Below are 23,779 nucleotides of genomic sequence, written 5' to 3' on the forward strand. Positions count from 1 at the left end.
AGAGACTAGACTCTAATGGTAGAGTTTATCTCAGCAAATCCTAAAAATTTTATACCAACCTATAATAAAAAGGGGCAAAAACAGAAAAAACGAGCCAGAGAAGGACAACGAGAGGGGCTCCTGCGCGCACGAAATCAAAGAATCGGTAGTGCCCGGGACCCATCACCAGTAGATTCGTTTGGTATCCCATGGGGGTCGCAAATGAACAGTTGGCCGCCAGAATGACGGCGACAACAAAGACCATCGGGTCTATTCCAAGAGTCGTTGCAATCCCAATTCCGATTGGTGTGAAGAGAACCGCCGTCGCATTGTTGCTCAGGACATTAGTGATTACCGCCACAAGCAAGAAGAAGAAAGAGAGAATAACAGCGTTTGGCGCGCCAGAGAGTGCGGCTACGAGTGCCTCTGCTAAAAACAAAGCGCCCCCAGTTGCCTGCATGGCTGTCCCAAGTGCGAGGGCTGCCCAAATAAGCATCACGATGCGGCGGTCAATTGCACGACTTGCCTGATGAACATTGAGGCATCCGCTGACAACCATCGCGGCCGCTCCGCCAATGGCCGCAACGATTATTGGCAAGAGGCCTGTCGCGGCAGTCAGAACCACAGCGCCGAAAATCAGCCGGGCCCGCATTGCCATTGCAAGGGCAGGGAGCTCGCGAGTTGACCATTCCAGCAGTAAAACATCAGGATTGTTCCGAAGCCGCGTCATATTGGACCGGCTACCCATTAACAAGAGAACGTCTCCGGCCTCAAGACGAATATCGGTCATACGACTGGTCCGGATCATGCGGGATCGACGTTGAATCCCCAGAACAACGCAATGGGTTCTGTAGCGGAAATTAATCTGGTGCAGCGCGCGGCCAATCATCCGAGAAGCAGGAGCAATAACAACTTCTGCAACCATCTGGTCCTTTTCAAGGGAACCGGTGGAATTATCATCAATTGAGTTATCTTCAATATCCAGGAAGTCGCTCAACAGTTGCGGATTATCCGCAAATGAATCCGTAAGTGATTTGCGCGTACCTGCGAACACAACTGAGTCTCCGGGCCGAAGCATGAGATCGTCGAATGGCGGCAGTAGCAGCTTTTCATCCCGTTGGATAAATCGGATTGTGATATTTCTGAGACTGGGGAATTGACCTGCTACAGGTTGCTCGCCAACCAGAGGACTGTCAGCAGAGATTTCCAGTTGAACAATGAACTGTTTACCCGAAATGGCAGAGGTCGAGTCTGTAATGGCTTCCCGTTCAGGTAAAATGCGGGGAATAACATACAACGCATATCCTAATCCCACTATCGCAAGCACAAGTCCGGGTACCGTGAAATCGAAAAAGCCAATTGGCGCAAGTCCTGTATGTTCAGCAGATGTGGAGACCAGTAGGTTAGTCGATGAGCCAATTAACGTGGTCATCCCCCCAAGAATGGACACGTAGCTTAGCGGAAGCATAACAGAAGAGGTTGGCTTATTCAGCCGCTCTGCAAGTGCTGTCATGAGTGGAATGAAGATCACAACAACCGGGGTGTTGTTCATAAAGGCGCTAATGGCAAGGACAGCAGTCAAAACAACTGCGATCGCCATAAAAGGATGATGTCGCCGAAGCGTCACAATAAAACGAATAGGTTTTTCAAGCGCCCCCGTTCGCACAATACCTTGGCCAACAACCAGCAAACATAGAACCGTTATAAGTGCCGGATCGGCCAAACCAGCCAGCAAGCCTGTCGCAGTAAGCAGTGACTTTCCACTATCATCTTGAAGTGGATAGATATAGAAGAGCAGAAGTAAGCCAAAGATGACAGCAATAGAGGAAATTTCGAGTTCAATTCTTTCACTGGCGAATGCAAACATTGCGACAACAATGAACGCAAAGACGAGCCACATGTGAAGTTGAGTTTCAATCATTGATCAATCGATCTGCCAATTTGCTGCTACGAATTAAAATACTGATATTTATAAGGTATACATTGAGCCATAAAGTGGGTCAAAGCCTGAAGTTTTGTGTCTTGTTATTTGTAGATCTTCTAGGCTTTAGACTTTATTAATCGGTGCCTTCGTGAAAAAACACAAAAATTATTACTTTGCGACTAAAAATAGATCACTTTCCTTTTCAGCGCTTGAGGGAGACGCGAAGGCAGATGTTTGTATAATTGGTGCCGGATTTACTGGGCTTGGGGCAGCGCTTGAGCTCATAGGCAAAGGTTACAAAGTTGCCATCCTTGAAGCTGCTGAGGTCGGGCACGGGGCTTCCGGCCGAAATGGTGGGCAGGTTGCATCTGGGTACTCTGCTGGAATGATGGAGGCTGCCCGCATTGTAGGGGCAGCGGATGCTGCATTGCTGTGGCAGTTTTCTGAAGAAGCCAAGGAAATACTGCACGCGAGGTTAGAGCAACATAAAATAGATTGTGATTTCCGTTGGGGGGAATACTACGCAGCCCCAAAGAAATCTCATTTGGATTGGCTCAAAGCTGAGAGAGAGTTCGTCGAGAAGTCATACGGTTATGAAAAATATCGATGGGTTGATGAACCAGGAATGAGGGAAATCCTAGCAGGAGATAGATATATTGGTGCGCTTCTGGACCTTGAGGGGGGGCACCTTCATCCTTTGAATTATCTTCTTGGATTGGCAGAGGCTGTATCGACAAGGGGAGGGATGATTTTTGAAAATTCCGCTGCAATTTCGTTCACCGAGGGGAAGTCTCTGAAAATCCAAACTGAAAAGGGTGAAGTATCTGCTGATGTTCTGATCCTTGCGGGCAACGCCTATTTGAAAAACCTAGCGCCGAAGCTGTTCAATCGCATGGTGCCGATAAAAAGCAGTATTCTGGCGACGGAGCCTCTGGGTAGCGAGCGAGCTGCGTCATTGATGAAGACAACTGCCTGTGTTGCAGACACGTATTTTGATTTAGACTATTTCAAGATGGCGCCAGATACGCGACTGATATATGGGGGACGTGATTTTTCTTTTGGGCGCTCAACGCTTCAGAACAATGCGGTCAGGGATAATATGCTGAAAACTTTCCCAATGCTACAAAATGTAAAGATTGACTATTTATGGAGCGGTCAACTCAGCATAACCCGACAAAGGTTGCCAGACGTGGGCCAGTTACATAAAAACGTGTTCTATGCCCACGGATATTCAGGGCAGGGGGTGCCTCTTTCTGCGATTGTGAGCCGTGTTCTTGCTGAGGCAGTAGACGGGCAATTATCTCGTTTTGACGTCTTTAATCGAATTCCTCATAAAAAAGTACCGAGAAGCAAGGCCCTGCAAGTGCCACTTTATCACTTGGTTCTATTATGGAACCGCATCAAAGATATGCTTTAGGCTTCCCGGACGCAACGGACGCCACTTGAGGTCAGATAGTCATGGAGCAAGCGGCCCTTATCATTGAATAGGGAGACGAGCAGGATTAGCGATGACGTAAGTGCCATGGATGCATAGAAAAGACCAGAATGCAGAAATGCAGTCAAATAGTCTGGCTCACCGCCATTATGAAGATAGACTTCTACTCCCATAACCCGCATACCAACTGTCGCGTTCCATTCGCTGCCAATCGTGAGCGTATGATAGGCGATTGGGATTAAAGCTAAACCGATAGCAAGGATTGGCGATAGCAGGCCAAGAGTAACAATTCCCATCAGTGTTGCGGCAATCGTTGCGACGAAACCGATGCAGGCGATCACGACAACATCAATCGCATACGCCACTAAGCGTCTGAACCGAATCCCATCATAATTGTAGGATTTGCTGGAAGGCTTCATTTGCTCAGCGTCTTCTCCTTTTAGAGAGGTGAGCTGGATGGATGAGTTGTTGTCTGGGGTCAAGCAAATAGTCCTTATGTCGCTGACAAAAATACTTACGCAGTAAAGCCTGTATGTCTATTCGGATAGATGGTAAGTTTTGAAATCCGTTCAAGAAGAAGTCAAGAAACGCCTCATATAAGTGTTGATTTTTTAGTGTAGATAATTCTTCCAATAAATTGATTTAGAATGAGTATTAACATCCCGCCTATCTTTATAGCTGCTTTGCTTCAAATTCTGTCATTTGGAATTTTGTTTACTGTGCTTCCGCTTTTGCAGCAGTCGTTTGGGTTTGCCATTCCCTTGTTTGCCAAGCTTACTTTGCAAGGGGTTTTAGCTGGTGTCGGGTCTTTGTGTCTTCGTCAATCTTACTGGTGGGTTGTTATCCAGCTCCTGTTTCCGTTCTGTATTTTTGCAGGGCTGCAGTATCAAATTCCGCTCTGGGTGTATCCTATCATTCTATTGCTTTTGGCACTTGTCTTCTGGAATGTGGTGATTAACAGGGTTCCTCTTTATCTCACCAATCAATCGACAACTAATCAAATCGCAAAGCTCCTCCCCAAAAAGGGAGAGATTAAATTTGCCGATTTAGGAAGTGGCTTAGCCTCCACATTAAGAGGAGTTGCAAGTCAGAGAGCTGATGTGAAGTGCGTGGGGTATGAAACGGCCCCCATACCGTTTATTCTTTCGTGGCTGTTGGTAAGGATCAATCGGCAGCAAAATGTGAGCCTCAAAATGCAGAGCTTATGGTCAGCTGATTTGGCCCAATATGATGTGGTCTACTGCTTTTTATCACCGGTGCCAATGGAACGTCTGTTTGAAAAAGCGAAATCGGAAATGAAACCGGGCAGCCTTTTTATTAGTAATAGTTTTTCGGTGCCGGGACAAAAACCAACACGCACGGTGCGGATAAAGGATGGGCGTCAGACCAAGCTCTTGATCTGGAAAATGTAGTTAGTTTCATGAAATTGATTTGGTCTTTTGGTAGGCTGCGGCAATTCCTTTTTGAACATCTTCAACGATGGACGTCTCTTTCATGATGTTAAGTCCTGCTGCCGTTGTTCCGACATAATCGATCATCTCCTGTACATAAGTCTCAGGGGCTTTCTCTGATTGTTCAAAAATTCGACCGCTTCCAGCAATAAGTTGGCGTACTGCCCGATTGGCAATGTGAACTGGAATTCCCTGGTTTTGGGCATAAAGAGACATGGCGTCTGCAAAGTATGCGACATAACCGGGGACGGGACCAGTTAATGCCGTAAAATGATCAACATGGTCTTCCGTCTCCACCTGATCAACAAGACCGCAGGAAGAGAAGAGTTTCTCAATGAACGCCTGGTCCAATTCAGAGACAGTTGGTCTGCAGCAATAGGCTGAATAGGCGGATCCCAAGTGAGCCGCTGGATTTGATATTGCTTTCACAATTCGTCTGGCACCTGTCTGTTCCGCGATCTGGTCGCTTGAAACGCCCGCCATGACTGAAATGACCAGCTTGTTTTTTGCATCTATCTGCACTTTGGAAAAGAGAGCAGGTGGGACACAAAGAATGAGTGTATTGACTTGATCAGCGAGGATCTGATTGTCGGTGGTAAAGTTTATATCTGGCCATGATATTAAAGTATCATTTTTTCCAGACCTGTTCGAGACCCAGAGTTTTTGAGGATTAATGGTCCCTGCCTTTAAAAAGCCCTTGATTAGGGAGCTGCCTAGCTCACCTGTCCCGCCGATCACGCCAACTGTATCAAGTTCACTCATGCCAAATCTCCCTATTCACTGGTAACAGGAGTTTAGCCTAGAGTGGGTAGGCATGAGGAGCAACAGGTGGCTGCTGATTTTATTTCAAATTGGCAGGTAGAACCGGTGTTTCCCGAAGTAGGGTCAAACTGATCCTTCTATTTCCAGGATTTGAAGGGTCATCAATAATCATTGGTTCTGTGTCTGCTTTTCCAGATACACGTTCAATTCGATCCGGATCTAGCCCGACATCCAGCAGAGCTCGTCGACTTGAGTTAGCACGATCTGAAGACAGTTCCCAGTTTGAGTAGCTTGAATTGCTAGTCCCAGAACTGTCCGTATGCCCGTCGATGGCAATGTTATTCGGGAGATGAGCGATTGATTTCACGATCTTACCCATGAGTTTTTTGATCCGCGGTTTGATCTCTATGCTGCCGGGTTCAAACATGCTCTCATCATACTGATCGACAATTTGGATACGTAATCCCTCGGGGGTCATATCAATAATAATGTTATCTTCCAATCCAGCCATCTCAGGGTCGTTGGCGATGGCTGCCCGAATGTCGTCACGCGTTTCTTCAAAACTGGATTCTTCTAAAGCCGCCAGCTTTTCTAAGAATTCCGCTTCATCTATTTCACTCTTACCATCTTCATTGGCTTCATCTTTGGAGCCTTCTTCCGGGGGTGAAATACTGGAAACTACCGATGGTGTTCCAGTGTTTGAGGTCATGGCCCCATCTGTTTGCATACTTGTGCCGCCAAGCACCCCTCCTGCACCAGATTCGCTGGAGCTCGCAACAGTGGGAGAGAAATAGTCAGAAATACCCTGCTTTTGAACAGCATCGGTTACGTTCAAAAGCCAAAGAAGCAGGAAGAAGGCCATCATCGCTGTCACAAAGTCAGCATAGGCCACTTTCCAGGCACCACCGTGATGTCCGTGGCCGCCTTTCTTGATTTTTTTGACAATTATGGGCGCTATTTCATCAGACATTGTCTGTTATCCGTCCAGTCTGTCTTATACGTTCGGGGCGTTGTTGCAAGCTTCCTCAACCTCCGCAAAGGTTGGGCGCTCGTGGCTGTAAAGAACTTTACGGGCAAATTCTACAGAAACAGCGGGAGCATACCCTTGCAGATGGGCCAAAAGACCTTGCTTCATGCATTCATAGTATTTTCCATCAGCTTCAAAATATTGCTGAAGGTTAGTCCCGATTGGGGCAAATAAACCATAGGCAACGAGAATACCAAAGAATGTACCCACCAACGCTGCACCAATCAGTCCACCAAGGACTTCAGGTGGCTCAGCGATCGACCCCATGGTCACAATCACGCCGAGCACCGCGGCCACAATACCAAAAGCAGGAAGTGCTTCGCCAAGGGTGGTGACAGCTGCTGCCATCGCGTGATGCTCATGATGATGAGTTTCAAGATCCTGATCCATCAGGTTTTCCATTTCATGGGGATTTTCTGTCCCCATAGTCATCAACCGAAGATAATCACACATGAAATCCATGGCGTGATGATTCTTGGTAAAGGAGGGAAAGTTCTGAAAGAGAGCGCTGTCTTTTGGGTTTTCAATATGAGGCTCAAGGGCAATCATACCCTTAGTTTTTGCCAGTTTGAAGATGGCATACATCAGGGTTAGGAGTTCTGAGTAGGCTTTCTTGTCGTAAGGAGCCCCTTTAAGAAGAGCGCCCATATTTGCCAAGGTTCCAAAAATCACCCATTTAGGGTTACCTTGCAGGAAAGCGCCGATACCGGCACCCAGAATAATAAGGTATTCTAGTGGTTGAAATAGGACCCCAGCTTCACCATGAGGTAGATAACCCCCGGCAACGGAACCAAAAACAACGACGACACCAATAATCCAAAACATCCCCAAACAACCCTTGTTGCATATTCTTTCTCTAGCGTGGCGATATTGCGATGAATTTGGTTAATAAACAGTGTGCAATTTGTCGAAGTTTTTACCATAACGGGTTTTAGGTCTAAAAAATTGACAAAAAAAGTGCATATGTCGATACAGTGTTAATCCGCTCGGTAGGCCTGAAAGCTAGAAAAAAGAGATGATTTTGGATGTCAGCTGTGGGAAGCTGCGCCCAACTTGGATGGATGTGAAAGAGTTCGCAAAGACAAATGACTTTTGATGATCGGCAGTTCAGAGATGCACTTGGGTGCTTTGCAACTGGGGTAAGCGTTGTTACCTCGATGAATGCGAGTGGTGAGCCAATGGGCGTAACCGTTAATTCCTTTAGTTCGGTTTCACTAGAACCGCCCTTGATACTATTTAGTCTTGGTCATGGTGGTAGCCACTGTCAGGAATATAGTCAGTCAGGGAAATTTGCCGTGAATATTCTCAGCAGTCAGCAGATGCATCTATGCGAAAGGTTTGCCTCTCCAATTGAAGATCGCTTTAACGGGGTTGACCACAACATCGGTGAAAACGGGGCCCCTGTTTTTGAAAACTGCCTTGCGGTTCTTGAATGCGAAACTTACGCTATTCAGGAGGCCGGTGATCATAAGGTGTTTATTTGCCAGGTTACGAATGTGGAGGCACATACTGAAGAGGACCCGCTCCTCTTTTATAAGGGCGCGTTTCCAAAGCTAACCTAAAGTCCGAAACTTATCAGGTAACTTAGTCCCCAGCCCATTCAGGTTTCAGAGTAAGGGTCCCAATACTGCCTGTCTCATAGTCGGCGGGGTTCATGGACATTTGTCTGTATTTCAGATTTGCCCAATCTTCCACCATATCGTCATAGTATGGGGAAAAGAAAATTCCTGACTGTCCTGTGGAATGAATGTAAAGGGATTCATCAAGATCGGAAAAATCATAAATCGCCCGTAAAGAAGCTGCATGCAGGTTGGTAAAGGGATATTTTTCGTCACGAATGTTGTGGCGACCAACATTGACGGTGAATGTATCACCCGGTGATTGAACCTTCAGATCAAATAATAGATTTAATGGGAATACCTTGGAGAAGGGGAGATGATCACTATGTGCCATGTGTGCCTGCCCCCAACTCCAACTCTCCATGTCATCGCCATAACGGTTCGACAGATCTTTAAGGGCAGCCTCTAAAGAAGCCTGGAGGATGTCTGCACACGTTTCTCTGATATCTGTGTTTTTATCATCGCACCAGCGGGATTGGCCTCTGTAATCAGTCATGACATTCAATAAGAACTGAGGGCGTTGCCGAACGTAGGCTGGAGCCAGTCCTTTTAGCTCGTCTCCATAAACAGCCTTGTTGAGCTCTCGTAGCCAGGCAGTATAGAGAAGAGGCGCGACCTCATCCGATTTCATGCGTCCGTCCCAGATGGATAAAAGGGTCAGTGCCTCTCTCATATGGGGGGAGTTTGGTTTGGTCGTTTGCATGATGACCAGAAACTCTTCGGCAAGCCGCGAATAGATATCAGCTTGAATGTCCCGAAACGTCTCAACGGTGTGCTCATTTTCTTGCTCAAGCAGCTCCATAATCCGGCGCCAACGATAGGGCGTCGCCCAATCAAACGTGATATGGCGATCATAGTCAGGGCCCACAATTTTCTGGTTTGCGGTTGCTATTCTTCCACTTTTGGGCGCGAAATTCTGAGGAAGTTCTTCAAACGGGATAAACCCGTTCCAGTCATAATCACTAACCCAGCCAGGAACCGGTAAGCGGCCCATTGCTGAGTTTTGCTCTTTACGAACTGGGATTAGTCCTGGTGCGTAGTAACCAATATTCCCTTCTCGATCCGCATAAACCATGTTTTGCTGTGGGCTTGTGAAATACTGGATTGCCTTCTTGAACTCTTCCCAGTTCTTCGCTCTCATCATGGGAAGCGATGCATCGGGTGTTACATCTCGATCCGACAAGGAAGACCATGCTAGCGCTATCACCATACCATCTGGAAGTGCATCACTGTAGCCGCCAATAACATCAGAGATCACCGGACCATGGCGCGTTGAGCGGATAGTGACTTCCACAGGGTTCGCATCTTTGACTTTAATGATCTCTTTTCTGGTTTCAAATTCCTGCCAGCCATCTGGTGTCTGATAAAAACCTGGGTTATCAGGTTTGACTTTCTCTAGGAATAGATCCTGAACATCAGGAGCTGTATTGGTGTAACCCCAGGCTATATGGTCATTCCGCCCGAGGATTATGCCTGGAAGTCCTGGCAGTGTTGCTCCCATTGTATTTAGGGACGGTGTTTTCAAATGCGCAAAATACCAGATGGAGGGTGCGGCAAGTCCCAGGTGAGGATCGTTAGCCAATAAGGGTTTGCCAGATCGGGTGTTTTCGCCGGAAATGACCCAATTGTTGGAACCGACACCTTCAGGTACACGTTCCCCCACAATATCTGCGAGTTGCTGCAAGGATGACTGGCTGAATTGCTCATATTCTTTGAAAATTGGAAGTGAGGGAGGTTGATCACCTGGATAGGGTGGTAGGAATTCCGCCAGTTGCGCTGGGCTCATTACCTTGAGTAGACGCATGCGCTCAAGTTCATCCCAGATATTTTTGCTCAGGTTCCAGGACATCATCTTCATCCAGACAAGAGAGTCCGTAACTGTCCATGTTTCAGGTTCAAAGTTAAGCAATATAAATTCGGGAGGGAGTGCGCCCGTTCGTGTGCGGAGATAAGCGTTTACCCCATTTGTGTAGGCCTTCAAAACAGCCTGTGTTTCTTCTGTTAAGCGGTCGAAGGTCTCTGCAGCTGATTTATAAAAGCCGACTGTGCGCAGAAATTTGTCACGTCCAACTGCCGCTTCTCCCAATATTTCCGAAAGCCGGCCAGCTCCAATCCGCCGGTTCATTTCCATTTGCCAAAGGCGATCCTGTGCATGGACGTAACCGAGCCCAAAGGAAACATCCGCAATTGATTTGCCCTCAATGTGGGGGACAGCACTTTGATCTCTGACAATTCTGACCTCGCTGGAAAGGCCTTTTACCAGGATTTCTCCCTCCGTTTTTGGAAGAGAGGATCGGACATAGAAAAACAGCCCGGCAATGATCAGGATGGCAAGCAGGAGTGTTCCCAAGGAAATTTTTTTAATCATGCAGCGCCTGGTTTGGTGAAGCGGAGGCCGCATTCTGGTCTGTCATTTCACAAAATTCAAGAGCTGACGAAATTCCCACAAGGTGGAAAGCCATTGCCAATTTCTCCTTTCCAGCGCTGAGCATGTTCAGTAGAACAATAACAATGAATATTCAGGAGGTATTGGCAATGAGCAAGACTGCGACGTTTATTGGGCTTGGTGTAATGGGTTATCCGATGGCCGGTTTTCTGCAGAAAGCTGGATATGATGTAACTGTTTATAACCGGTCAACAGAAAAAGCCGAAAAATGGGTTGCCGAATATGGCGGATCATTCGCGAAAACACCTGCGGAAGCCGCTGAGGGGTCTGACTTCGTGATGGCCTGCGTTGGCAATGATGACGACCTGAGAAGTGTCGTTTTAGGCGATGAGGGAGCTTTCGCTGGCATGGCTGAAGGCTCCATCTTTGTAGACCACACCACAGCTTCCTCTGATGTTGCGATGGAGCTGGCGGCAATCGGCAAGGAAAAGGGAATTGGCTTTGTTGATGCACCGGTTTCTGGTGGTCAGGCGGGTGCAGAAAACGGTGTGCTGACCGTTATGTGCGGTGGTGAGCAGGACGATTTTGATAAAGCAGCTGTCCCGATTGATTGCTACGCTCAATCGTGCAAGCTGATGGGTGGCGTTGGTGCCGGTCAGATGACCAAGATGGTCAATCAGATCTGTATTGCGGGTCTGGTGCAAGGACTGTCTGAGGGAATTCATTTTGCTCAGAAAGCTGGCCTTGATGCTGAGAAAGTTATCGAAGCCATCTCAAAAGGTGCAGCTCAAAGTTGGCAGATGGAAAATCGCTACAAAACCATGATTGCGGACCAGTTTGATTTTGGTTTTGCTGTCGATTGGATGCGGAAAGATCTGGGGATCTGTTTAGACACAGCTGATCGGATTGGCGCAACACTTCCCGTTACAGCGCTGGTTGATCAGTTTTATTCCGATATTCAAAATATGGGTGGGGGACGCAAAGACACGTCCAGCCTTGTAAGCCGACTTCGCCGGTTAAGTGATAACTGATCTTGTTTTCGGTAATAGTGGGGCGGCAAGAACTATGGTCCAGTAGTGGGCTGTTTGTTCGCCGTCTCTCGTGATACCGATACCGATTTCTGTAAAATTCGGATTGAGCAGGTTCTCCCTGTGCGGTGTACTGTCCATCCATAATGACGTGGAACTCATTGGATTGCCGTCACAAAGGGCTATATTTTCAGCGAGAATGCTGGCGTGATATCCAACTGCGTTCAAACGGTCCATGAGAGTGCTGTTATCTTTTCCAAGGTGACTGAGGGTGCCAGTGCTTGCCATGAAATCAGAATGCAGTCTTGCAGCTTTTGATAAAGACTGATTTAGTAACAGCCGCGTTAGATTCCTGATGTGTCTTTTCCCATTGATCAGCGACAATAGTTGTTGGCTGGTCGTAATCATTTGAAACTCTTGCCTTCCAAGTCTTGTTCGCGTGTTGAAGTGGTTTGGCACTTCAAATCAGGGACGGCAGAAGATTATTTTTGTGAGTAGGATATTGTTGTGACTAAAAAAAGCATTTCACCAGAGACTGCAATTGCCCAGGGTATGGGTTGGATGGAAGAAAGCTTTAAGGGTGTTATTCCAGGTATTTACCCCAGCACAACGTATGAGCGGGAAATTGACGGCAGTTATCCCAATGGTCGTGTTTACACAAGGGATCAAAATCCAAATTATGATCAGCCACAGCAAATTCTGAGCAGTCTTGAGAAAGGTGCGGACAGCATGCTGTTCTCATCCGGTATGGCTGCTGCTGTCACCGTTTTTCAAGGGTTAAAAGCTGGGGATCATGTTGTCGCGCCTAAAGTCATGTATTGGGCACTCCGAAACTGGATCATGACCTTAGGGGCTGATTATGGGATTGAGGCAACTTTCGTTGAAAATGGGGATCTAGATGCCGTCAAGGCAGCTGTTATTCCCGGTAAAACCAAACTTCTCTGGATGGAAACGCCAGCCAATCCGACCTGGGTTGTGGATGATATTGCTGCTTGGGCGGAAATTGCCAAAAGCGTTGGCGCCATACTTGCCGTTGATAATACAGTTGCAACGCCTATTCTTACGCAACCCCTAACGCTTGGCGCAGATATTGTCATGCATTCAGCAACCAAATATCTGAATGGCCATTCAGATGTTTTGGCAGGGACACTGACAACCCGTGAGGACAGTGAGTTTTGGCAGAGGCTTCGGCGCATCCGAAACGCAGGCGGAGCTGTGTTAGGCCCTTTCGAGGCTTGGCTTTTGATGCGCGGAATGCGCACTTTACATATCCGTGTTGAGCGGGCTTCAGAAAATGCACTCAAGATTGCAGAGGCCTTGAGTGGGCATGCGCAAATTGAAGAGGTTCTGTATCCGGGACTTTCGACTTGTCAGGGGTTTGAAGTGAGTGAGCGTCAGATGTCAGGTGGTTTTGGCGGGATGCTGAGCATTCGGGTAAAAGGCGGGGAGCAAGCCGCGATGGATGTGGCCGGGCGCTTAACACTTTTCAAGCGGGCAACATCGCTCGGTGGCGTTGAAAGCCTTGTGGAGCACCGGGCGAGTATCGAAGGGGCAGGAACCCCATGTCCGGTCGACTTACTTCGCCTGTCGGTTGGTATTGAAACCGCGAGTGATTTGATCGACGACCTGAAGGACGCGTTGGAGGGAGCATGACAGGAACTTTAATTGTTACTGGTGGAAGCCGAGGTATCGGTGCGGAGATCGCCAGAAAAGCTGGGTCTGCTGGCTATACGGTTTGTCTGACATATCATAGTAATCGTGCCGCAGCTGACAAAGTGGTTTCTGAAATCGAAAAGCTTGGCGGTAATGCGCATGCTTTTAAGGCAGATGTGGCGATTGAGGCAGATATTCTTGCTCTTTTCAAATATGTTGATGAGAACCTGCCGCCGCTTTCCGCGCTGGTCAATAATGCAGGTATTCTAGAGACCCACTGCAGTATTGAAGATATGACTTTCGATCGTTTGCAGCGGGTTTTTACGACCAATATCACAGGCAGCTTTTTGTGTGCGCGGGAGGCCGTTAAACGACTTTCCAAAAAGCATGTCGGGAATGGCGGCGGGATAGTCAATATTTCATCCGCAGCGGCACGGTTGGGATCACCTCATGAATATGTTGACTACGCAGCTTCAAAAGGGGCTATCGATACCTTTACGATTGGCCTTTCCAAGGAGGTTGCGGATCAGGGAATTCGGGTCAACGCAGTGCGCCCTGGAGTGATATACACAGAAATTCACGCCCTTGGTGGGGAGCCTGATCGCGTAGATAGGGTGAAGGCGAATGTGCCGATGAAGCGAGGCGGCCAACCTGAGGAGGTGGCTGATGCCGCCTTATGGCTCCTGTCCGAAGAAGCCAGTTATATTACAGGCGCTTTGTTGGATGTTTCTGGTGGGCGCTGATCAGCCGTTTAGCCGTTTAGCGGCCTCAACAGAAAAGTAGCTTAAGATGCCATCACAACCTGCCCGTTTAAAGCAGAGTAGGGCTTCCAACATGACTTTTTCATAATCCAGCCAGCCGTTCTGAACAGCAGCCATCAGCATGGCATATTCGCCGGATACCTGATAGGCAAAGGTTGGGATGCCGAATTCGTCCTTAACGCGGCGGCAAATATCCAAATAGGGCATGCCCGGTTTAACCATGACCATGTCGGCGCCTTCAGCAATATCGAGGGCAACTTCTTGAATGGCTTCATCGGTATTGGCTGGGTTCATCTGATAGGTTCTTTTGTCACCCGTTCCAAGATTGCTGGTTGATCCGACGGCATCCCGGAATGGACCATAAAAACCGGACGCGTATTTCGCGGAATAGGCCATGATCGCTGTGTTGATATGTCCTTCATTCTCTAGCGCTTTGCGGATCGCGCCGATGCGTCCGTCCATCATGTCTGACGGCGCGATAATATCGCAGCCTGCCTCAACCTGATTAAGGGTCTGAGCGATAAGCGCTTCAATGGTTGGATCATTAACCACATAACCATCTTCAACCAATCCGTCTTGGCCATGTGTGGTAAAGGGGTCTAGTGCAACATCGCAGAGGATCCCTATTTCTGGGACTGTATCTTTAATCGCCTTGATGGATTCACAAATGATGTTGTCAGGATTGGACGCTTCTCTGCCATCATCAGTCTTTTTGTTTAATTCCACTGCAGGGAATAGGGCAATTACCGGAATGCCGAGAGAGTAAGCTTCTTTTGCCGCAGCAGCGGCCAGATCTGGACTTAAACGATCAACACCTGGCATGGAGGGGATGGGCTCCCGCTTGTTAGTTCCTTCATGTACAAAAACCGGCCAGATCAGATCATTTGGCGTGACCGCGTTTTCGGATACCAGTCGTCTTGACCAGTCAAATTTCCTGTTCCGGCGCAAGCGTGTATGAGGGTAAGATCTTGTTGGTATACTCATTAGGGAATTCCAGCTCATTCTTGATTTTGGCTGATAATAGTTATCTTGGCACTAAGGGGCAAATTCTAATCTGATAAGAGATCGCTTGGATAATATATCTGAGTTTACCTAACAGTCGTTTGGTAAGCGTTGACAGGGCACGTCCAAGACCGTATCTCTATGGCAGGGAAATAGAGGAAACGAAAACATGGATTTCAATTTGACAGAAGATCAGCAGGCCTTTCAGGAAATGGCCCGGTCTTTCGCTGCTGACGTATTTGCCCCAAATGCAGAAAAATGGGATGAGGAAAAAATATTTCCTGTTTCAGAGCTGCAGAAAGCGGCTGAATTGGGATTTGCGGGCATCTATGTAGGGGAGACATATGGTGGTTCTGCCCTTTCGAGGTTGGATGCCGCAATAATTTTTGAGGAACTGGCAGCAGGCTGTACGTCCACAGCAGCCTATATTTCAATTCATAACATGGCGAGTTGGATGATTGATCGGTTTGGATCCGATGCAGTCCGTGCAAAATTTCTCCCGAAACTTACAACCATGGAGCATTTCGCCAGCTATTGCCTGACAGAACCGGGTGCTGGATCTGATGCCGCGTCTCTTAAAACCCGCGCGGTCCGGGATGGCGATCATTACGTCATTAATGGTGGAAAGGCATTTATTTCCGGCGGTGGCAAAGCCGATGTGTATGTGACGATGGTGCGAACAGGCGATGACGGCGCAGGTGGGGTAAGTTGTATCGCCATTCCAAAAGAAGCCGAAGGTCTGAGCTTCGGGGCACAGGAGCGGAAAATGGGCTGGAACTCCCAGCCAACAGCGCAAGTTCTTTTCGATGATTGCCGGGTGCCTGTTGAAAACCTGATCGGCGAGGAAGGGCAAGGCTTCAAGATCGCGATGATGGGATTGGACGGCGGACGTTTGAATATCGGTGCCTGTTCTATCGGGGCGGCAAAAGCCTGTCTTGAAGCGGCGTTGGAGTATACGTCTGACCGTAAACAGTTTGGTAAGCCCGTTGGCAGCTTTCAGGGGGTGCAGTTTTCACTCGCTGATATGGCAACTGAGCTTGAGGCTGCCCGTTTGATGATCCGGCAGGCCGCCGCGAAATTGGATGCCAAGACACCTGATGCAACCCTATTCTGTGCGATGGCAAAAAGATTTGCCACAGATGTGGGATTTAATGTTTGCAATCAGGCGCTACAACTGCATGGTGGATACGGTTATCTACGAGACTTCCCGATTGAGCGTTTTGTACGCGATACGCGGGTCCACCAGATACTTGAAGGAACAAACGAAATCATGCGGGTGGTAATCTCCCGCAAGTTACAGGATGGGTAGAAAGTAAGTCATGTCAGAAATGCCAGAAATTGGATTTGAGCAGAAAGGTGAGTTGGGGATTATCCTGTTAAACCGCCCGAAGGCTTTGAATGCATTGACACATGAAATGGCGATTGCTTTGGATCAGAAGCTACAGGACTGGGCAACAGATCCGTCCATTTCGGCTGTACTGATCAAGGGAGCAGGGGAAAAAGCCTTCTGTGCTGGCGGTGACGTGGTAAAGCTCTATCAGGAAGGAAAAGCTGGTGGTGATTACCCTTACCGCTTCTATCATGATGAATATGTTTGTAACGCACGGGTAAAACATTTCCCTAAACCATACATAGCGTTTATTGACGGGATTGTGATGGGCGGAGGCGTCGGCGTGTCCGTTCATGGAAGCCACCGGATCGCAACGGAAAAAACCCTGTTTGCCATGCCGGAAACAGGTATTGGATTGTTCCCAGATGTAGGGGGAACCTATTTTCTGCCTCGTTGTCCAGGTGAAGTGGGTATGTATCTGGGGCTGACGGGGCAGCGTTTGAAAGCTGCTGACACCATTTATGCTGGCGTTGCAAATGCGTATGTAGAAAGCGCTAAACTAGACGCCTTAGAGGCGGAACTATCTGCGAAAGCCTATTCCGATAATGCTCATGAAGACGTGAGCGCAATCATTGCTCAGTTTGAAAGTGATCCTGGCCCAGCAGGTCTGGAGACCATGAAGCTGATGATTGATCGGCATTTCTGTGCGTCTTCAGTCAAGGAAATCATTTCCGGACTTGATCAGGAAGATGACGAGTGGGCCGTTCGGACTGTTAAGGATTTGAAAGTCAAATCCCCAACAAGTCTGCAGCTGACTTTTCGTCAAATTCGGGAAGGTGCAACCAAAAGCTTTGATGAGTGCATGAAGCTTGAATGGCGCATGGTTAATCGCGTGATCAAGGGCGTTGATTTTTACGAAGGTGTTCGTGCTCTTCTCGTTGATAAGGACCAGAAACCGAAATGGTCACCTGCGGAGCTGGATAAAGTCACCGATGAAGACATCAATGTCTATTTTGACCCATTGGCCGCAGGCGATCTGGATATCTGATCAGCTTTCAGGATTATAGCCGTCCAGAATAACGAATTGGCCTGTTGCAGCTCCTTCTCGGGCGGCTTTAGCCCTTTGATATTCTGGGCTGTTATAAAAGGCTCTGGCTGTATCCATATCGTTGAATTTGACTAATACAACCCGTTGTGTTTGCTCGGGTCCTTCAAGGGTCTCCATTTCACCACCTCGGGTTAGATATTCACCTCCATATTTGTTAATCGCGATAGGGGCGAGGGCTTTGTACTGCTCATACTGTTCGGGATCTGTTACTGTGATGGTGGCAACCATATAGGCGGGCATAAGCGTTTCCTTCCGTTGGGTCTTTTTTTCTATGACCCGGACTGATATCGTGATGAAAAAAAGAACAATAAAGGGGATGAGTGTGACCTACAAGTATGTAACCGTGGAAAAAAAGGACCGGATTGCAACAGTACGTTTTGACCGGGGGCATCCTATGAATCCCTTATCGGTCGAGGCGATGGAGGAATTGACTGATGTCGCCAGGTCTTTTGAGCAGGATACAGAGACAAATTCTGTAATCCTCACAGGAAATGGCGAGAACTTTTCAGCGGGTTTTGATTTGAAAAGTCCGGCAGCCAAAGCCCGCATGCAAGCCAGTATATTGGAGCGACGCGTGATGCAGGCAGTAGGACCCCGGATGTGTCAGGCCTGGGAAGCAATTGAGCCGATGACCATTGCTGCAATTGATGGATATTGTATTGGCGGTGGGGTGGCTCTTTCCGTGGCGCTGGATATGCGCGTTGCCTCCAAGGGTGCTAATTTTTATGTGCCAGAGATCCGTAACGGAATGAACATGAGCTGGAATTCAATTCCCCGTATGGTCAACCTGATGGGACCCGCCCGTACCAAGCAGCTTTGTATTGTTGCGGATATCATTTCAGCTGAAGAAGCAAAAAGCTGGGGCCTGATCGAAGAAATAACGGAAGAGGGATCTGCTTACGATCTGGCCGTTGAATTTGCCCAGAAAATTGCAGCCCGCCCACCAATTCCAGTTCGAATGATCAAGAAGGGGGCAAGTGCCGCTGCCAACGCCTTGAACCAAGCAACCAGCTATATGGACATAGATCAGTTTACGTTAACCACTTTGACGGAAGACTATGCTGAGGGGGTTAAAGCGTTTCTTGAAAAGCGCGACCCAGAATTCAAAGGGCGATAATCGCCCTTTGAAGAGGGAATAAGTCAGTTTACTCCTAAGAAGCGATCACGGAGCTTTCGCATACCGCCGAGCCAACGGTCGTAATTGGCGGTTTTATTTCGCATATATTCCAGTACCTGTGGATGGGGAAGGATCAGGAATTCTTCCTTGTCCATCGTCTCCACGACGCAGTCAGCGAGCTCCTCTGGCTCTAAAGTCCCATCGACTGAGGCGACCTGATCCAAACGGCCTTCAGTCATGGCTGTTCGCACCTGTTGAGGGCAAAGAACGGAAACCCGAACCCCTTTGTCGCCATAGCGGATGGACATGCTTTCGGCAAAGGCAATAGCCGCATGTTTTGTGGTTGCATAAGTGGCAGAGTCGATCTGGCTGAGTAGCCCGGCAGCGGAGGCTGTGTTGACCAGATAACCTTCACCTCTGGCTGCCATCTTTCCGGCAAGGGCACGGGCGGCATAGACATGAGCCATCACATGAACATCCCAGTTCAACTGCCAGATATCATTAGGGGTTTCCTCCCATCCATATCTAGCAAGGCCGGCGTTTGAGACAAAAATGTCAACGTCCCCATGTGCGGTTTCCGCTTTTTCAATGAGGTTGAGAATGTCTGCTTCTTTAGCCACATCGCAGACGACAGCTAATCCACCCACAGAATTAGCAACTTCTTGCAACGGACCTTCCTGAAGGTCCGCGACTGTAATAGACTTGGCGCCCTCTTTATGAAAGCGCTCAGCTAATGCTTTGCCAATCCCGCTGGCGCCGCCCGTGATCACTACATTTTTTCCGGAAATTTTCATGAAGTCTCCCCTTGTTTTTTTATTGTTCTATAGGAGCATGTTAGAGGCTTCAGAAGATCAGGCAATAAAAAAGGCGCCAATGAAGGCGCCTTTTTTGAAGGTGAAACTGATCTTTTAGGCAGTAAAGGATTGGATACCTGTCTGTGCACGGCCAAGGATCAAGGCATGCACATCATGAGTGCCTTCGTAGGTGTTGACTGCTTCTAGGTTCATCACATGACGGATCACATGGTACTCATCACTAATCCCGTTACCGCCGTGCATGTCACGTGCTGTCCGCGCAATATCCAGTGCCTTACCGCAGGAATTACGTTTGATCAGGGAGATCATTTCCGGTGCTGCGCGGTTTTCATCCCGAAGGCGACCAACGCGCAGGCAAGACTGCAGACCAATTGAGATTTCTGTTTGCATATCGGCGAGCTTTTTCTGGATCAGCTGGTTGGCAGCAAGTGGACGGCCAAACTGTTTCCGATCCAGTGTGTAGTTCAATGCAGCCTGCCAGCAGAATTCAGCGGCACCAAGTGCACCCCAGGCAATACCGAAGCGGGCGCTGTTCAGGCAGCCAAACGGACCTCCAAGTCCCTGAATATTTGGCATCAGGTTTTCTTCTGGAACGAAGACGTTGTCCATTACAATTTCACCCGTAATGGAGGCGCGAAGCGAGAATTTTCCTTCAATTTTTGGAGCGCTCAGGCCTTCCATGCCTTTTTCCAGGATAAAACCACGGATGATGCCGTCATCAGTCTTGGCCCAAACAACAAAGACGTCTGCTACTGGAGCGTTTGTGATCCACATTTTTGCACCTGTCAGGCGGTAGCCACCATCAACAGATTTAGCGCGAGTGACCATGCTGCCAGGATCAGACCCGTGATCGGGCTCTGTCAGACCGAAGCAGCCGATCCATTCACCGGTTGCCAGCTTCGGAAGATATTTTTCCCGCTGCTCTTCGGTGCCATATGTGTAGATGGGATGCATGACCAGACTGGACTGCACACTCATCATGGAGCGGTAGCCACTGTCAACTCGTTCAACTTCCCGGGCGATCAGGCCATAGGATACATAGGACATTCCTGCGCAACCATAGCCGTCGATTGTTGCACCGAGCAGGCCGAGTTCACCCATTTCGCGGAATATGCTCGTGTCCATTTTTTCATGACGGTTGGCCTCAAGGACCCGCGGCATTAGTTTTTCTTGGCAATAATCGTGGGCAGTCTGTTTAACCAGACGTTCCTCTTCTGTCAGTTGATCATCCAAAAGAAAAGGATCAACCGGGTCAAACGTCGGGCGGTGATTTGGAGGCGTACTGCTCATTGGTGGGGCTCCGTGTACTGATCTAAGTTTTATTTGTTACTTATGATTTTGAGTCTGAGGAAACGTATCTATCCAACTTTTGCAAAAAACTCAACATTTCGCTGCAGAGTTTCGTTTGACTTCAAATGAATGAAATCATCCTTATTCCTGAATTTGTTCTGATATCGATAGCAGTCAAGTTTTCCGGGATCGGACAAAGGCCTTTGCTTCCAAATAAAAAAATCAAGGTTTGAAGAAAAATGTAATAAAACTTTCAAGAGTGTTGATTTTATATTTTATCTATTATTACATACTAAATAAGTACTAGGTATTTTTGGGGCGATGAAAGAATTATGACAATGGTGGGGTTAGCCGATGAAGCGGTATGTTTTAATATTATGTGCGTTTTTGATCTCAACTTCAGTTCAGGCTGGAGATTATTCTTCTTTATACAAGACTAATAATGCAATTGATCTTGAAAAGATTTTCCAGCAAGCTGATGACTTGCAAAACCAGTGTTCAAGGTCGGTTATTAAGCAAGATTGCATCAATCGCTGTCCAGCAGCGTCGGGCAATCTCAAAACCGCGGTTGATAAACTCCTCTCCCATCCAGATCCAATGAACGGCAGCACGCTAAGGATACGGCAGCAAATTGAGTTTAGCGTTGGAAGCTGTATGTTATTGTTCAATTTATCTGATGATAAACCAGATGCGTACTATGCATTGAACCAGTTTTTTGCAGAAATAAAGAAAGAACCTTTTACCTGGCCTGCAAAAAACACAGAGGTTGCGGCAACGCCGACTGCACCTGCTGAGGGTGCAACATCGGGTAAAGATTACGGCCCTCTGGTTACTGCTGATGGGAAACTAGACGTCCAAAAAGGCAGGGACCTCTATAAACAGGTTGAAAATCAATGTAAGACGACTGGTGATCGGAATTGCGCAGCCTGTGGCTCTTTCGCTGCATCACTTTATGGTAAGGTGAGCGGTGTTTTTGGTGCGCCGGGCTATGATGATGAAAAAGTATCTCAAACCAACGAGGGAAAAACATGGATTGGTAGCCTGAATAGATGCCGGCAAATTGTCTTAACTAACGGCTTGCAACCGGAAGAATTGAAGCCTCTTGAGCAGTTGGCAATCGCCATTTGGGGGCGTGAAGATATCCTCGTGTCCTATGCCTCAAAGACGGCAGCACCCAAATCAACGGCACAGTCAGCCCCGAAAGCGGCGCCTCAAGCAACCACTAAAGCAGCACCCTCGGCACAGCCTTCAAGCAGTCTCGCTGGTCTTCCGGTCCAGCCGTATGGCTATTCGAATGCTGAGGTTACGACTCTCTATAACGTGACCAAGAAAACAATGACCGAAGAGCGGCAGATGGGTCTTTCCTTTTGTGCGCAGATGGACAGGCGGTTCGCAGATGCTTTGTTGTTTAACAGAGGACAAGCTATCCAACTTATAAATAACTGTGCGTCTTTCTCTCGAACAGCAGAGTTGAGGCAGACTGCACAAGCTTATTTGACGACACATACTCAACAGCAACAAGCGGCCATGAAGCCGAAACAACAGCCCCAAAACTCAGAGTTTAAATTTACGCGTGAGGAGGTTGAGGTTTACCGTAAGAGGTTGTTTGAGCTGGAGCCCAGGATCAATGAGATTGCGTACAAAAGGTGCAATGGGAGACATTTGCATCGTCCGACCACTGAAATGCTCACTAAAGATTATTTCCGGGTAACCAGTCATCCAACTTTTCCGGGCAATCATCCTGATAGATCCAAGCAAATTAGCAATACTCATTTCGAGGCCTATCTTAACAAGGTCAAAAACTGCATCGAGCAGACTAGGCAAGCCGGACCGCATTTGTATGAAGGGATTGCTGGGATTATGAAGACTAAGAAAAATCCTCCTCCTTTTGATCCTGTGCGAAACAAGAATTACTTGGAGCTGCAAAGTGATTACGAGCATTACTTCAAAGCGTATATGGCTACGCGGAAACAGGTATACCGGGACTACCGATCTGGGAATTAATAGAATTCACTGATTTTGAAAAGTTATGTGACAGGCCGCTAAATCATTTTTGCGGCCTGTTCCATTTTGACAGCTTTGCATCTGCAGTCATGCATTAGTGAACTTAAAGCAAAAGTGTGAGATTGGCCTTTGTGTTCAATCTGAAGAATTATATTATGCTCCTGAATGACAATGCAGTTCGCTTAAACCAATCGTTTGATTTTACATGAATGAACAAGAACTCATTATAGAATTTGTTCCAATAGGGAATTCAGTGAAGGTTTCTGTGATGGATCCCGTTTCCTTGACAGAAGTTTCCATTGTCGGTCCTAGAACCGCGAGTCAGCAGGAGTTGCAGCGGACAGCGGTTCAAAAGCTGCATTATGTCTTGTCGCAGAAACAATCGGCTAAAGATAAAGCAGAAGAAAACAACGATAAGCCAGGACGCGGAATTATTGTCTAAAGGTGCCAGAAAAAACCCGAACCATTAACATGATCCGGGTTAGTCAACGAGATACCGATACACTCTGGTTTTTTGTGTTAGCAAATAGGCCCCATCCGGGCGCCTTTCATCAGGATTTCAAAATCCCAGTCGGTAACATGGACAAGGTTTTCGTGATCTCCTGCCTCGAAATAGACATCTGAATTATTTTCTAGAGATTCGTCCATTAGAACGTTTAAGCCATAGGCGTTGCCAATGGGCGGGACGGCGCCTAATTCGCAATCGGCAAAGAAGGGGGAAAACTCTGTTTCGGATGAAAGCTCCATTTTCCGGTTCGTGACTTTCTCAATTTTCTTGAGCGATATCTTTTTTTCACTGGGCACAACGGCGAGCAGGAAGCCTTTGTCATCTTTTAAGACAACGGCTTTAGCTACACAGTTTTTACGGATATGTGCTTTTTGGGCTGCTTCAACAATTGTTGCAGAAGGCTCATGCTGAACCATGTCGTAATCCACTCCAGCGTGGAGCATATAACTTTCAAGTGAAGTTGCCATTCCCATGGGCTTCTCCTGTGTTTGGTTTGCGGAAATATTGGAGGCGATGACAGTAATCAGGTGAGGGAGGGCATACGCTGTCAACAGGCCGGTTTATTAACTTTCCATAATAT

At 47.8% G+C, this 23,779-nt stretch carries 23 protein-coding genes; 11 read left to right on the plus strand and 12 right to left on the minus strand.

Annotation, left to right across the window (positions count from 1 at the left end):
- Positions 1 to 49: 49 nt before the first annotated feature.
- On the minus strand, positions 50 to 1,900 hold the full coding sequence (locus HH301_RS09405; RefSeq protein ID WP_169568651.1) for an SLC13 family permease: 1,851 nt from the start codon (positions 1,898 to 1,900) through the stop codon (positions 50 to 52).
- Between the two features lie 151 nt (positions 1,901 to 2,051).
- Here HH301_RS09405 and HH301_RS09410 point away from each other — a divergent pair, with 151 nt between their 5' ends.
- Positions 2,052 to 3,320: an FAD-dependent oxidoreductase gene (locus tag HH301_RS09410; RefSeq protein WP_169568652.1), complete on the plus strand. Its 1,269-nt coding sequence runs from the start codon at positions 2,052 to 2,054 to the stop codon at positions 3,318 to 3,320.
- Here HH301_RS09410 and HH301_RS09415 read toward each other — a convergent pair.
- A complete protein-coding gene (locus HH301_RS09415; RefSeq protein ID WP_169568653.1) occupies positions 3,317 to 3,820 on the minus strand; it encodes an RDD family protein in 504 nt (167 codons plus the stop codon). The genes HH301_RS09410 and HH301_RS09415 overlap by 4 nt on opposite strands.
- A gap of 165 nt (positions 3,821 to 3,985) precedes the next feature.
- Here HH301_RS09415 and HH301_RS09420 point away from each other — a divergent pair, with 165 nt between their 5' ends.
- The gene (locus HH301_RS09420) at positions 3,986 to 4,750 is read left to right on the plus strand and encodes a class I SAM-dependent methyltransferase (RefSeq protein WP_169568654.1); all 765 of its coding nucleotides are present in this window, start codon (positions 3,986 to 3,988) and stop codon (positions 4,748 to 4,750) included.
- A gap of 6 nt (positions 4,751 to 4,756) precedes the next feature.
- Here HH301_RS09420 and HH301_RS09425 read toward each other — a convergent pair whose 3' ends face one another.
- From HH301_RS09425 to motA, 3 genes are all read right to left on the minus strand, one after another.
- Positions 4,757 to 5,551 (minus strand): pyrroline-5-carboxylate reductase family protein, encoded by a 795-nt coding sequence (locus tag HH301_RS09425; RefSeq protein ID WP_169568655.1) that lies wholly within the window; start codon positions 5,549 to 5,551, stop codon positions 4,757 to 4,759.
- Between the two features lie 79 nt (positions 5,552 to 5,630).
- Positions 5,631 to 6,521 (minus strand): flagellar motor protein MotB, encoded by an 891-nt coding sequence (locus HH301_RS09430; RefSeq protein WP_169568656.1) that lies wholly within the window; start codon positions 6,519 to 6,521, stop codon positions 5,631 to 5,633.
- A 24-nt stretch (positions 6,522 to 6,545) separates the two neighbouring features.
- Positions 6,546 to 7,403 carry a flagellar motor stator protein MotA gene (motA, locus tag HH301_RS09435; RefSeq protein ID WP_169568657.1) on the minus strand — a complete coding sequence of 286 codons (858 nt, stop codon included), beginning with the start codon at positions 7,401 to 7,403 and terminating at the stop codon, positions 6,546 to 6,548.
- Positions 7,404 to 7,663: 260 nt separating this feature from the next.
- On the opposite strand from motA, the gene HH301_RS09440 reads away from it, so the two are divergent.
- Positions 7,664 to 8,140, plus strand: coding sequence for a flavin reductase family protein (locus tag HH301_RS09440; protein WP_169568658.1), 477 nt, complete (start codon positions 7,664 to 7,666; stop codon positions 8,138 to 8,140).
- Between the two features lie 22 nt (positions 8,141 to 8,162).
- On the opposite strand, the gene HH301_RS09445 is transcribed toward HH301_RS09440, so the two are convergent.
- Positions 8,163 to 10,565: a penicillin acylase family protein gene (locus tag HH301_RS09445; protein WP_169568659.1), complete on the minus strand. Its 2,403-nt coding sequence runs from the start codon at positions 10,563 to 10,565 to the stop codon at positions 8,163 to 8,165.
- A 167-nt stretch (positions 10,566 to 10,732) separates the two neighbouring features.
- Between HH301_RS09445 and HH301_RS09450 the strand changes: the two genes are divergently transcribed.
- Positions 10,733 to 11,614 carry an NAD(P)-dependent oxidoreductase gene (locus HH301_RS09450; RefSeq protein WP_169568660.1) on the plus strand — a complete coding sequence of 294 codons (882 nt, stop codon included), beginning with the start codon at positions 10,733 to 10,735 and terminating at the stop codon, positions 11,612 to 11,614.
- Here the strand turns inward: HH301_RS09450 and HH301_RS09455 are convergent.
- The gene (locus tag HH301_RS09455; protein ID WP_169568661.1) at positions 11,600 to 12,019 is read right to left on the minus strand and encodes a CAP domain-containing protein; all 420 of its coding nucleotides are present in this window, start codon (positions 12,017 to 12,019) and stop codon (positions 11,600 to 11,602) included. The two genes, HH301_RS09450 and HH301_RS09455, sit on opposite strands and share 15 nt — an antisense overlap.
- Positions 12,020 to 12,118: 99 nt before the next feature.
- Between HH301_RS09455 and HH301_RS09460 the strand changes: the two genes are divergently transcribed.
- On the plus strand, positions 12,119 to 13,264 hold the full coding sequence (locus tag HH301_RS09460) for an aminotransferase class V-fold PLP-dependent enzyme (RefSeq protein ID WP_169568662.1): 1,146 nt from the start codon (positions 12,119 to 12,121) through the stop codon (positions 13,262 to 13,264).
- Positions 13,261 to 14,007, plus strand: coding sequence for an SDR family oxidoreductase (locus HH301_RS09465; RefSeq protein WP_169568663.1), 747 nt, complete (start codon positions 13,261 to 13,263; stop codon positions 14,005 to 14,007). Before HH301_RS09460 ends, HH301_RS09465 begins: the two co-directional genes overlap by 4 nt.
- On the opposite strand, the gene hemB is transcribed toward HH301_RS09465, so the two are convergent.
- On the minus strand, positions 14,008 to 15,009 hold the full coding sequence (gene hemB, locus HH301_RS09470; protein ID WP_169568664.1) for a porphobilinogen synthase: 1,002 nt from the start codon (positions 15,007 to 15,009) through the stop codon (positions 14,008 to 14,010).
- Positions 15,010 to 15,196: 187 nt separating this feature from the next.
- On the opposite strand from hemB, the gene HH301_RS09475 reads away from it, so the two are divergent.
- Both HH301_RS09475 and HH301_RS09480 read left to right on the plus strand, forming a co-directional pair.
- Positions 15,197 to 16,336: an acyl-CoA dehydrogenase family protein gene (locus tag HH301_RS09475; RefSeq protein WP_169568665.1), complete on the plus strand. Its 1,140-nt coding sequence runs from the start codon at positions 15,197 to 15,199 to the stop codon at positions 16,334 to 16,336.
- Between the two features lie 10 nt (positions 16,337 to 16,346).
- Complete coding sequence (locus HH301_RS09480) at positions 16,347 to 17,405, plus strand: enoyl-CoA hydratase/isomerase family protein (RefSeq protein ID WP_169568666.1); 1,059 nt, start codon at positions 16,347 to 16,349, stop codon at positions 17,403 to 17,405.
- On the opposite strand, the gene HH301_RS09485 is transcribed toward HH301_RS09480, so the two are convergent.
- Entirely contained in the window at positions 17,406 to 17,705 is a 300-nt protein-coding gene (locus HH301_RS09485; protein ID WP_169568667.1) for a DUF1330 domain-containing protein, read from the minus strand.
- 76 nt (positions 17,706 to 17,781) lie between these two features.
- On the opposite strand from HH301_RS09485, the gene HH301_RS09490 reads away from it, so the two are divergent.
- The gene (locus HH301_RS09490) at positions 17,782 to 18,582 is read left to right on the plus strand and encodes an enoyl-CoA hydratase/isomerase family protein (protein WP_169569549.1); all 801 of its coding nucleotides are present in this window, start codon (positions 17,782 to 17,784) and stop codon (positions 18,580 to 18,582) included.
- A 23-nt stretch (positions 18,583 to 18,605) separates the two neighbouring features.
- Here the strand turns inward: HH301_RS09490 and HH301_RS09495 are convergent, their stop codons facing one another.
- Both HH301_RS09495 and HH301_RS09500 read right to left on the minus strand, forming a co-directional pair.
- Entirely contained in the window at positions 18,606 to 19,376 is a 771-nt protein-coding gene (locus HH301_RS09495; RefSeq protein ID WP_169568668.1) for an SDR family oxidoreductase, read from the minus strand.
- A 114-nt stretch (positions 19,377 to 19,490) separates the two neighbouring features.
- Complete coding sequence (locus HH301_RS09500; protein WP_169568669.1) at positions 19,491 to 20,687, minus strand: acyl-CoA dehydrogenase; 1,197 nt, start codon at positions 20,685 to 20,687, stop codon at positions 19,491 to 19,493.
- Between the two features lie 354 nt (positions 20,688 to 21,041).
- Between HH301_RS09500 and HH301_RS09505 the strand changes: the two genes are divergently transcribed.
- Positions 21,042 to 22,691 carry a hypothetical protein gene (locus tag HH301_RS09505; protein WP_169568670.1) on the plus strand — a complete coding sequence of 550 codons (1,650 nt, stop codon included), beginning with the start codon at positions 21,042 to 21,044 and terminating at the stop codon, positions 22,689 to 22,691.
- Between the two features lie 205 nt (positions 22,692 to 22,896).
- Positions 22,897 to 23,133 (plus strand): DUF6898 family protein, encoded by a 237-nt coding sequence (locus HH301_RS09510; RefSeq protein ID WP_169568671.1) that lies wholly within the window; start codon positions 22,897 to 22,899, stop codon positions 23,131 to 23,133.
- A 77-nt stretch (positions 23,134 to 23,210) separates the two neighbouring features.
- Here the strand turns inward: HH301_RS09510 and HH301_RS09515 are convergent, their stop codons facing one another.
- Positions 23,211 to 23,672, minus strand: coding sequence for an aminoacyl-tRNA deacylase (locus HH301_RS09515; protein ID WP_169568672.1), 462 nt, complete (start codon positions 23,670 to 23,672; stop codon positions 23,211 to 23,213).
- Positions 23,673 to 23,779: the final 107 nt, after the last annotated feature.

Origin of the sequence: Sneathiella limimaris, from assembly GCF_012932565.1 — a bacterium.
GTDB classification, from domain to species: Bacteria; Pseudomonadota; Alphaproteobacteria; order Sneathiellales; family Sneathiellaceae; genus Sneathiella; species Sneathiella limimaris.

Bases quoted from the DNA above. Each gene is read 5' to 3' on its own strand.
- HH301_RS09405 (WP_169568651.1), bottom strand. From the start codon at position 1,900: ATGATTGAAACTCAACTTCACATGTGGCTCGTCTTTGCGTTCATTGTT.
- HH301_RS09420 (WP_169568654.1), top strand. From the start codon at position 3,986: ATGAGTATTAACATCCCGCCTATCTTTATAGCTGCTTTGCTTCAAATT.
- HH301_RS09425 (WP_169568655.1), bottom strand. From the start codon at position 5,551: ATGAGTGAACTTGATACAGTTGGCGTGATCGGCGGGACAGGTGAGCTA.
- HH301_RS09430 (WP_169568656.1), bottom strand. From the start codon at position 6,521: ATGTCTGATGAAATAGCGCCCATAATTGTCAAAAAAATCAAGAAAGGC.
- motA (WP_169568657.1), bottom strand. From the start codon at position 7,403: ATGTTTTGGATTATTGGTGTCGTCGTTGTTTTTGGTTCCGTTGCCGGG.
- HH301_RS09440 (WP_169568658.1), top strand. From the start codon at position 7,664: ATGACTTTTGATGATCGGCAGTTCAGAGATGCACTTGGGTGCTTTGCA.
- HH301_RS09445 (WP_169568659.1), bottom strand. From the start codon at position 10,565: ATGATTAAAAAAATTTCCTTGGGAACACTCCTGCTTGCCATCCTGATC.
- HH301_RS09450 (WP_169568660.1), top strand. From the start codon at position 10,733: ATGAGCAAGACTGCGACGTTTATTGGGCTTGGTGTAATGGGTTATCCG.
- HH301_RS09455 (WP_169568661.1), bottom strand. From the start codon at position 12,019: ATGATTACGACCAGCCAACAACTATTGTCGCTGATCAATGGGAAAAGA.
- HH301_RS09465 (WP_169568663.1), top strand. From the start codon at position 13,261: ATGACAGGAACTTTAATTGTTACTGGTGGAAGCCGAGGTATCGGTGCG.
- hemB (WP_169568664.1), bottom strand. From the start codon at position 15,009: ATGAGTATACCAACAAGATCTTACCCTCATACACGCTTGCGCCGGAAC.
- HH301_RS09475 (WP_169568665.1), top strand. From the start codon at position 15,197: ATGGATTTCAATTTGACAGAAGATCAGCAGGCCTTTCAGGAAATGGCC.
- HH301_RS09480 (WP_169568666.1), top strand. From the start codon at position 16,347: ATGTCAGAAATGCCAGAAATTGGATTTGAGCAGAAAGGTGAGTTGGGG.
- HH301_RS09485 (WP_169568667.1), bottom strand. From the start codon at position 17,705: ATGCCCGCCTATATGGTTGCCACCATCACAGTAACAGATCCCGAACAG.
- HH301_RS09490 (WP_169569549.1), top strand. From the start codon at position 17,782: ATGAGTGTGACCTACAAGTATGTAACCGTGGAAAAAAAGGACCGGATT.
- HH301_RS09495 (WP_169568668.1), bottom strand. From the start codon at position 19,376: ATGAAAATTTCCGGAAAAAATGTAGTGATCACGGGCGGCGCCAGCGGG.
- HH301_RS09500 (WP_169568669.1), bottom strand. From the start codon at position 20,687: ATGAGCAGTACGCCTCCAAATCACCGCCCGACGTTTGACCCGGTTGAT.
- HH301_RS09505 (WP_169568670.1), top strand. From the start codon at position 21,042: ATGAAGCGGTATGTTTTAATATTATGTGCGTTTTTGATCTCAACTTCA.
- HH301_RS09510 (WP_169568671.1), top strand. From the start codon at position 22,897: ATGAATGAACAAGAACTCATTATAGAATTTGTTCCAATAGGGAATTCA.
- HH301_RS09515 (WP_169568672.1), bottom strand. From the start codon at position 23,672: ATGGGAATGGCAACTTCACTTGAAAGTTATATGCTCCACGCTGGAGTG.